Origin of the sequence: Mesorhizobium sp. LSJC280B00 (assembly GCF_000502835.1) — a bacterium.
GTDB lineage: Bacteria > Pseudomonadota > Alphaproteobacteria > Rhizobiales > Rhizobiaceae > Mesorhizobium.
Map to the genome: position 1 here is coordinate 88,569 of NZ_AYVL01000028.1, position 8,565 is coordinate 97,133.

The 8,565-nt window shown below is 59.4% G+C and carries 3 protein-coding genes, 1 tRNA gene and 1 pseudogene; 3 read left to right on the forward strand and 2 right to left on the reverse strand.

Annotated features, from left to right (window positions below; all coding sequences use genetic code 11):
- The first annotated feature begins 179 nt into the window (after nucleotides 1-179).
- A tRNA-Met gene (locus X773_RS67700) sits at nucleotides 180-256 on the forward strand.
- Here X773_RS67700 and X773_RS75215 read toward each other — a convergent pair.
- Nucleotides 213-1,841, reverse strand: coding sequence for a recombinase family protein (locus X773_RS75215; protein WP_084641640.1), 1,629 nt, complete (start codon nucleotides 1,839-1,841; stop codon nucleotides 213-215). The genes X773_RS67700 and X773_RS75215 overlap by 44 nt on opposite strands.
- Before the next feature lie 955 nt (nucleotides 1,842-2,796).
- On the opposite strand from X773_RS75215, the gene X773_RS67705 reads away from it, so the two are divergent.
- The gene (locus X773_RS67705; RefSeq protein WP_023679567.1) at nucleotides 2,797-6,132 is read left to right on the forward strand and encodes an adenylate/guanylate cyclase domain-containing protein; all 3,336 of its coding nucleotides are present in this window, start codon (nucleotides 2,797-2,799) and stop codon (nucleotides 6,130-6,132) included.
- A 999-nt stretch (nucleotides 6,133-7,131) separates the two neighbouring features.
- Here the strand turns inward: X773_RS67705 and X773_RS78445 are convergent.
- A pseudogene (locus X773_RS78445) lies at nucleotides 7,132-7,332 on the reverse strand (short-chain dehydrogenase); the annotation flags it as partial.
- A 487-nt stretch (nucleotides 7,333-7,819) separates the two neighbouring features.
- Between X773_RS78445 and X773_RS67715 the strand changes: the two are divergent.
- Nucleotides 7,820-8,565 (forward strand): oxygenase MpaB family protein (locus X773_RS67715; protein WP_023679569.1); only part of this gene is annotated, 746 nt, incomplete at its 3' end.

An 8,565-nucleotide genomic window follows, 5' to 3' on the forward strand; every position in this document is an offset into this window, starting at 1 on the left:
ACCCCGGCCTGTGCGCCCAAATGTCTGCCCGGCAAAGCTTTAGGCGCCAGCAATATGCCGGCGCGGCAGCCACTTCGATGCTTGACAGGCTTGGCCTCGCAACCTTATATCCGCGCGACCTTGGCGAACGCGCCGATATGCCTGCCGATTTAAGCTGGATTTCGGGCCTTCGCCGCCCTGGCGGGGTAGCTCAGTTGGTTAGAGCACGGGAATCATAATCCTGGGGTCGGGGGTTCAAGTCCCTCTCCCGCTACCACCATTCCCCCCACTCCTCTGACGCCGTGGGGGAATGCCTCCTCGCCCAGGAGTGCTGTTAGTCGCCCAGCGATTTCGACTTCGATCCCGCCAATCCTCGATGGATCTCGAAACACCGTGACGGTTTCGATCAAGTCCCGCATCGCCTCTGCAGATTCGGAATCGCCAGTAGCAATGCCCTTCGCAAGCCCTGTCTGAAGCTGGTTCAGTTGTTCCTCGTAGCGTGCGAGCACCGAAGGATGCAGCGCGATCACTCCGGTCGCGGCGGGCACCCGATCCAACTCGGCCAAGATGCACTTACGCTCTTCATTCAGCGTTGTTGATTGCGGTCCCAGCACGGCTGGGTCGCCATGGCCCTTGGCAATGGCGTTGACCAGCCGATCGATCTCCCGAGATAATTCTCCAAGCCGTCGTCCCAAACGAGTGCGCCTGGCATCGGTGTCGGCTGCCAAGCGCTTCCGTTCTTCGTGGTACGTCTGGACGTACTGGGCAATCACTTCAGGATGGCGCAATTCGGCGGTAAGCCCGTTCAGAACTGCAGTTTCGACCGTATCCAAATAAAAGGTCTTGGGATCGGCGCATGTTCCGCTTTCTGTCGCGGCGGAACAGCGGATGCGAATGCGCTTGGACTTGTCCATGCCTTTTGACGACATTCCCGCACCACAGGCACCGCACCTCAGGAGCCCCGTGAACATGTGCCGTGGTCGGCGCTGGTGGCTTGGATGAGTGGTTGCACGCGCCTTCTTCCGCGCGTTCGCTGCGTCGAATAGGTCCGACGAAACAATGGCGAGGTCGGGTACTTCGACTATTCGCCATTCCCCCTTGGGATTCGGACGCGAGACACGTTTCCCCGTATCAGGATCCTTGATCATTCTGACCCTGTTCCAGACCAAGCGGCCAGCATAAAGCTTATTATGAAGGAGCCCCGTTCCTCTCTGCGCATTTCCATTGATGGTAGAGGCATTCCAGGCTCGACCACGGGGCGGCGGTATGCCGTCTCTATTTAGATTGTGGGCGATGTCGCGTGGGGTCTGTCCATCGACATACTCCCTGAAGATGCGACGCACGATCTCCGCTTCGTCCTGGGCGATTAGCCGCTTTCCAGGGTCGCCGAGCACATACGAGTAGCCATAGGTTAATCCACCGGCATGGAGCCCCTTATTAACTCGGCCGGCCTGGCCCCGACGGACTTTATGAGCGATGTCCTCTCGATAGAGTTGCCCAACAAGACCGCGAAGTCCGACCAAGACCGTGTTCACCACGCCCTCGTGGACGGCACGAATTTCGATACCGAGAAATGAAAGGCGCTTGTGAATGCCAGCAAGGTCTTCCATGTCGCGGGAGAGCCGATCAAGGGCCTCCACAACGAGAACATCAAATTCGTGCTCACGAGCTCTGTCCATGAGATGAAGCAAACCGTCACGGCCCATGACGGAGCCGCCGGAGCGCGCTCGATCATCAAAGGTTGCGACAACGTTCAACCGCTCACGTGCTGCATACGCCCGGCATAAAGCGAGTTGATCGTCTATGGATCGCTCATTCTGGAGGTCGGTTGAGAAGCGTGCATAGATCGCGGTTCGATTCATGATGAGTTTTCTCGGCCTGTTCACGCTGGTGGTCTTCGCGGGCGGCTTGGCGCGCGAGTGCTTTTGCAAGGCGCAGAATCGCCCGATCGGGCGCTCGGAGCAAGGCCGGTTTTTGAGATTTCACAACCATTGCGGGTAGCGCTCGCTACGGCTCGGCTGTGCCCCTGCGGAAAATAGCAGTCCGCAGGATGCGTGGCCTCCTTCAATCCTGCCGAGATCATGATCTTGGTCCATGTCTCCCAAGATGTGCAATTGCGGGAGATGAGAGAAGCCATCAAATCGATCGGTCGCAGAAAGGGATAGCAAGGCGTGCGTTTCGGAAATCCGCGAGCCTGATCGGTTGCGCTCCGTTCAGCCTTGATGGCAAATACCGCAGGTTCAAATCGCGGACATGCAACCACCGATACCGAAACTCGCTTTAGGTGGCGATTTGAGGTTCGAGTCTTCGAGATGCAACGCCGCACCGCCTGGCAAGTTGATTTTAAAGGATTTTCTCTGGAATTCCATAGCGATTTGTATCACAGTTTGTATCTCAGTCCGTATCGCACGACGCGGACCTGGCCACTTGGTAAGTCGCCCTTTCTTATGAGGAACCGAAACGACTTTCAGCGTTGCCGTGCTTGCGCCAAGATCTGTTCTCGCCGAGCCAACCTCCAAGTGTCGCATTTGGGGCCGCAATCGGACTGGCGGCCTCGAGGCTGGGATACAAGAGAGCAGACATTCAGGTCGTCACGAACATCGTCGTGACCTGACCCGAGGCGGATGCTTGATCACTAGGAGCGTATCGTCCGCTTTGCTGCCAAAAGCTATCACCGCCGCGGCAACCATGTCGGGCTCCAAGCCCCAAATTCTTCGAGAGGGACCTCCACTTCGACAGAAATCCGAGTCTACAGCATTTCCCTGGCATCTGAGTTAATATCGCGGCTGAGGGAACCGAATTCTTAGGAGAGCTGGTGTGGACGTTGCCGCTTGGTTGCGAGGCCTCGGCCTCCAGCAATACGAGCAGGCATTTCGCGACAACGCGATTGACGCGGAAGTCCTGCCTGAGCTGACCGATGCCGACCTTGAGAAGCTCGGTATGCTCCTCGGTCATCGCAAGCGATTCCGCAAGGCGATAGTGGGGCTGGGGCCGTCGTCAAGCCATCGCGACGCGAGCACCGATGACATCGCGGCTCAGAGCCGCACCCCGGGTCTAAGCGCGGAGCGTCGACAGCTGACCGTAATGTTCGTGGATCTCGTCGGCTCGACGGCGCTGGCGACGCGTCTGGATCCCGAGGACCTGCGTGAGACCATCGGAGCGTATCACCGCTGTGTCGCCGATACGGTCGCCAACTTCGGCGGCTTTGTCGCCAAGTATATGGGCGACGGAGTTTTGGTGTATTTCGGCTGCCCGCAGGCGCACGAGAACGCCGCCGAGCAGGCGGTGCGCGCTGGCCTTGCTCTCATCGATGCCGTTAGGCGACTCCCAGAGCCCAAGCCATTGCGGGTTCGTATCGGCATCGGCACCGGAGAGGTCGTCGTTGGCGATCTGATCACCGCCGGCGAAGGGCAAGAGCGCGGCGTCGTGGGCGAGACGCCGAACCTCGCCGCCCGCCTGCAAGCTCTTGCCGAACCCGACGCGGTCGTGATCGGGTCGCAAACGCGGCAGCTGGTCGGCGATCTTTTCGAATATCGCGATCTTGGCGCCGTCGAGGTGAAAGGCTTTCCGGAGCCGATCCATCCCTATCAAGTGTTTCGTGAGAGCGCTGTCGAAAGCCGGTTCGAGGCGCTGCATGGGACGACGCCCACGCCGCTGGTCGGGCGTGAGGAGGAGGTCGACCTGCTGCAGCGCCACTGGCATCGCGCGAAAAGTGGTGAAGGTCGTGTGGTGCTGCTCTCAGGCGAGCCCGGCATCGGAAAGTCGCGCCTCACCGTCATATTGCAGGAGCGGATCCAGAATGAGCGACACACCCGCTTGCGCTATTTCTGTTCGCCGCACCATCAAGACAGCGCGCTCCACCCGACCATTGCGCAGCTAGAACGTGCCGCCGGGTTGGAGCGCGACGACCCACCTGATAGGAAGCTGGATAAGCTTGCGGCCCTGCTTGGCCCGACCTCGCCGGAGGACGTGGCGCTGCTGGCCGAGCTGCTGTCGTTGCCGACCGAAGGTCGCCTCCCGCGTCTCCAAGTGACGCCCCAGCGTAAGAAAGAGAAGACCTTCGATGCGTTGCTCCGGCAGCTCGAAGACCTGGCGCGACAAGGTCCGGTGCTGATGCTCTTCGAGGATGTGCACTGGATCGACCCCAGCTCGCGCGAGCTGCTCGACCTTGTAGTCGAGCGCGTGCCGCGCCTGCCAGTGCTGCTTCTCCTCACGTTCCGCCCCGAGTTTCAACCGCCATGGACCGGGCAGGCGCACGTCACGGTTCTTGTCCTCAACCGGCTCGACCGTCGTGAAGGCGCCGCGCTGGTCCAGCGGGTCGTCGGCACCGGGGAGCTGCCGAGCGACGTTGTCGCGGAGATCATCGAGCGCACGGATGGGGTGCCACTGTTCGTCGAGGAGCTGACCAAGGCGGTGTTGGAGGGCGGCAACACCAGGACAGTGCTCTCAAGAGCTGCTGCGACGGCGTTGAACGTACCCGCCACGCTGCATGCCTCGTTGATGGCGCGGCTCGATCGCCTCGGCTCAACCGTTAAGGAGGTCGCCCAGGTCGGCGCGGTTCTCGGTCGGGAGTTCTCCTACAAATTGCTGGCAGCGGTCGCACAGCGAAATGCCGCTGATCTAAATGGCGCACTGGATCAACTCGTCGGCGCCGGTCTGGTGTTCTGCCGCGGGACCCGGCCACTGGCCACTTACCTCTTCAAGCATGCGCTCGTTCAGGACGCAGCGTATGGCACGCTGCTGCGCGCTAAGCGCCAGGAGATACATAAGCGTGTCGCAGACGTGTTGGAGGAAAAGTGGACCGAAATCACTGAACCGCAACCCGAGCTCCTCGCGCACCACCTTCAGGAAGCTGGGGATTGGGCGGGCGCGCTCGATCACTGGCAAAAGGCGGGAGGGGCCGCCGTGGCCAGAGCTGCCACTCGGGAAGCCGTGTCGCACTTTGCCAGTGCCATTGACTGCAACAGGAGACTTGGCGATGTGTCCGGCGGCGCCGAACGGATGACGCGTCTCCACCTTGCGATGGCCAATGCCTTGATGCAGGCTGAAGGGTATCGTTCTGAGCGCCTTGGGAAGACGCTTGAAGGTGCACGTTTTGCCGCCGCGAACACTGCATTGGTCGAATTGCAATGTGACGTTGCGCTTTCACTCGCTCCATTTTTTTATGCCACTGGGCGCAATCACGATTACCTGGCCCTGGCCGAAGAGCAGCTCGCAAACGATACCAATCTCGTTCCAGCGGCTTATCTGAGTGCACTTTGGGCGGCAAAGGGGATTGCTCACTACAACCGGGGAGAACAACCGCTGGCAGCGGAGGCCCTACGCAAGGCCTTAGCTCTGAGTGAACGTGTTGAAGCAAGTCGTCGTATCTTGTTCGCTGGTGCGGATCAACGGCTCTCTGCCCAAGAGTATCTTAGCGGTTCGCTGATCATATTGGGCTTCTTTGACGATGCCGTCGAACAAAAAGAGCAACTGATTCGAACTGTCGGTCAGCTCGATAAACCGTTTGACCTCGCCTGGTATCTTCTCGCTCAGTGTGAATTTTTTGCTATATTCGGCCAATACGAGGAACTACTTGAGACCGCTACGAAGATCGTCGAAATTTGCGATCGGCATGGCTACGCGGCGCGTCGAAGCAGCGGCATTAGGTGGCGTGGCCATGCCCGCTCGCATTTAGGTGAACTGGATGCCGGCATCGATGACGTCCGGGAGAGTATGGTTCTTTGGCGTGGGCAGGGCGTCGTATTTCATACCCCTGAGAAAACATGCGAACTTTGTGATCTTCTCCTGCGGGCCGGTCGCATCGAAGATGCATCGCAAATGCTTGATGATGTCGATGCCCTCGTTTTCGATACGGACGAGGCCAGCTACCTAGCAGAATGTATTCGCCTTCGTGGCCAGATCGCCGCAGGCAGAGGTGACCTGACGGGCGCCGCGCACCTATTCGAAACAGCAATTGCTACTGCCCGTCGGCAGCAAGCGAGACTCTTCGAGCTTCGCGCCGCAACGCAACTAGCACCAGTTCTGGCACGTCAAGGTCGTGTCCATGAGGCCGCGACGTGCCTACGATCCGTGATCGACGCGTTTGAGACCAGATATCCGGTCGTCGATCTGATCGCAGCGCAAAGGGCGCTGGAGACGCTGGGCCAATGAGTTTCGCCGCCTTGCGTTGGGGCTCCAATGACTGGTTAGCGTCGATTGGATACAATCTGCTTGGCTCATTGCGCACCCAAGGGCACCTTCATCCGTCTGGACCGGAATGTAACGGGAATGGTTGAGATGAGACGTTCACGCTTGTCCCCGCGTAGGTCCGCTACGGCGCGACCACGACTTCCAGCATGGTCACACGCGATGTCCGCTTCCGGGCGGAGGCAAATTTTGCCTCTAGGGCCGACTTTAGGCGCAAAGCTGTCATTCGCCGTTCGAGAGAGAAAAGTTTCTTTCGGTAAACCCATGACATGGACAACTAGCACGGAGTGGCCCCTTTCCTGCCGGAGCGAACACGGCATTGACCCTGCCGCGCTCGCTGCCACCGCAACACTGATGAATTCAAAGGAGCAGTGCGGCCGCTCCTACCCCGATGAACAAACAGAGGGCACCGATCTCGTTCGCCATCCGCCAATAGTCCCCGGAAAAAGCCCGTGGCGCCAATGAGAAGCCGCAGCATTCAGACTCGAACCAGTATCTCCATCCGCGTTTGAGAGATGTTCCGCACCTGCAAAATAATGACCGAATGATCTCAATCTATTATAGTTGAACACGAGTCTCACGAGATGCAACGCTGCACCGCCTCGCGAGTTGATTTTGAAGGATTTTTCTAGAATTCCATAGCGATTTGTATCTCAGTCCGTATCGCACGATACGGACCTAGCCACTAGGTAAGTGGCCCTTCTTACGAGGAACCGAAACGACATTCAGCGTTGTCGTGCTTTCGCCAGTTGCGGCCATTCAGAGAGCTGACCCAAAGCTGCGGTTCCGTAGCGATTTCCGGCTCGGACCGTCGTCACTCATAACTTTGACGCGACATAGTCCGCACGGGACGACAACGATTGATCCAGATGGACTCGCAGAGTGCCCAACAGGGGCGCACGCCAGTTCAGGTTGTTCGGGACTGGATTTGCGGCGCCGGGCTTGGATGCCGCAAATGCAGGGCTCCTTTTCGATCCATCCGGGCGAGACCCGCACCACACGGATCCCCTTTGGCGTGACCTCCTTGGAAAAGGCTCTTGCTGCAAGTCGAAAGCGCCGCCTTCGCTGCGGCCCGGTAGTTGATGCCGGGAGCGGAAGCTCGCGCTGGATCGAGGTGACATGGATGACCACGCCCGAGCCTTGCTCCATCATCATCGGCAACAGGGCAGATCAAGCAGGGTTCATCGGCTTCGCGCGAGGATGATTTGGAACGACGGGAAGACCAAAGACGTTCGTGCATATTGCATCCGCCAGCCACAGGTCTAACGCTTGCTATTCTCAGTAGTTCGAGGCGTACCATGTTTCGCAAATCGGGCATCATTTCTCTGCCTCGCCCGCTTGAGCGTCGTGTGGACACTCTTGCCCAGTCGTTCATGCGCCAGCGGCTCGGATCTCAGATGGACTTCTCGACTCCGGAAGGCGAGCCGGCGCTGTTACCACCCAATTCCGTAACCTGGCGCATTTTCAAGAACCCTGTTGCGCTGTTCATCGGCGGGGTAACGGCGGTGCTGCTCGAATTGGCAGAGCCGCGGGTTCGCGACGCCATTTGGCAGCACAGCAGCTTCCGCTCCCTCGCGCTCCGACGATTGCAGCGTACGGGCCTCGCTGCTTTGGTCACGGTCTACGGCCCCCGATCCAAGGCTAAGNGTTCATGCGCCAGCGGCTCGGATCTCAGATGGACTTCTCGACTCCGGAAGGCGAGCCGGCGCTGTTACCACCCAACTCGGTGTCCTGGCGCATTTTTAAGAACCCTGTTGCGGTGTTCATCGGCGGGGTAACGGCGGTGCTGCTCGAATTGGCAGAGCCGCGGGTTCGCGACGCCATTTGGCAGCACAACAGCTTCCGCTCTCTCGCGCTCCGACGATTGCAGCGTACGGGCCTCGCTGCTTTGGTCACGGTCTACGGCCCCCGATCCAAGGCTAAGGCCATGATTGAAGATGTGGTCAGGATGCATGGGCGCGTTTCGGGTCGAACCAGCGAAGGCGAGCCATACCACGCCACCGACCCGGAGCTGCTGGACTGGGTGCAAGCGACGGCCGAGTTTGGTTTCATGGAGGCCTATCACATCTATGTGCATCGTCTGCATTTTTTCGAACGGGACGCGATGTTTGCTGAGGCTCGCCCCGTGGCGCTTCTCTATGGTGCGGTCGGCGCGCCCACGTCTCAGGCCGAGCTTTACGCGCTGTTCGACGTGATGAGGCAAAGACTCGTCGCGTCGCCGATCGTGTCGGAGTTCCTGGAGATCATGGAAGAAGTTCCCGCCTTGCCGGGAGTTGCTCGACCCCTTCAGCGGCCGCTTCTGAAGGCGGCCGTCGAGATCCTACCCCAATGGGTCCGCAAGCGGTTGGAACTCGGCGACCGCTGGACCTTGAAGCCGTGGGAGCGTGCTGTTGTGAA